Raw genomic sequence first — 415 nt, 5'->3', positions numbered from 1 at the left:
CAGTAGCTGGTCTGGGAGAAGATTTAACCAACATTCTTGGACTAAATTATCGTGCTTTTATGTTTTTTGTTTTTTTTAAAATTTTATAACTGTAAGCTTTTTTTCAAATTCCTGAAAATTTTTTTAACTTTTTGTATTATTTTTAGTCTCGGCATCTTGATTACGCCGGGCGATGGGCGTGTGTGGGGGAAGAGTAGAACTCGGTGGGGGGCGGGTCGTTTAAAAAAAAAAAGAGGATAGTCCAAGGAGCGTGGTCTGAGCTTTCAAACGAATCAGTTCGTGCACCTGAATGAAAAGTTTTTCGAAAATTGTTCCGGCGATTTGAGCGCTTCTGTGCATCCGAGTCATCAGGGTCCTGACTTGTGATTGACGTTCTGTTGGGAACTCGGGAAACGCTCCTGTTTTCATATCGCCG

General features: G+C 41.4%; 1 pseudogene. It reads right to left on the bottom strand.

Annotated elements, in window-relative coordinates:
• Positions 1–219: 219 nt before the first annotated feature.
• A pseudogene (locus J7R10_RS09050) lies at positions 220–415 on the bottom strand (UDP-N-acetylglucosamine 1-carboxyvinyltransferase); the annotation flags it as partial.

This window comes from Bartonella vinsonii subsp. berkhoffii ATCC 51672 (assembly GCF_902825225.1).
Lineage (GTDB): Bacteria > Pseudomonadota > Alphaproteobacteria > Rhizobiales > Rhizobiaceae > Bartonella > Bartonella berkhoffii.
The sequence above is the reverse complement of the archived record's forward strand: the minus strand, read 5'-3'. Positions and strand labels throughout refer to the sequence as shown.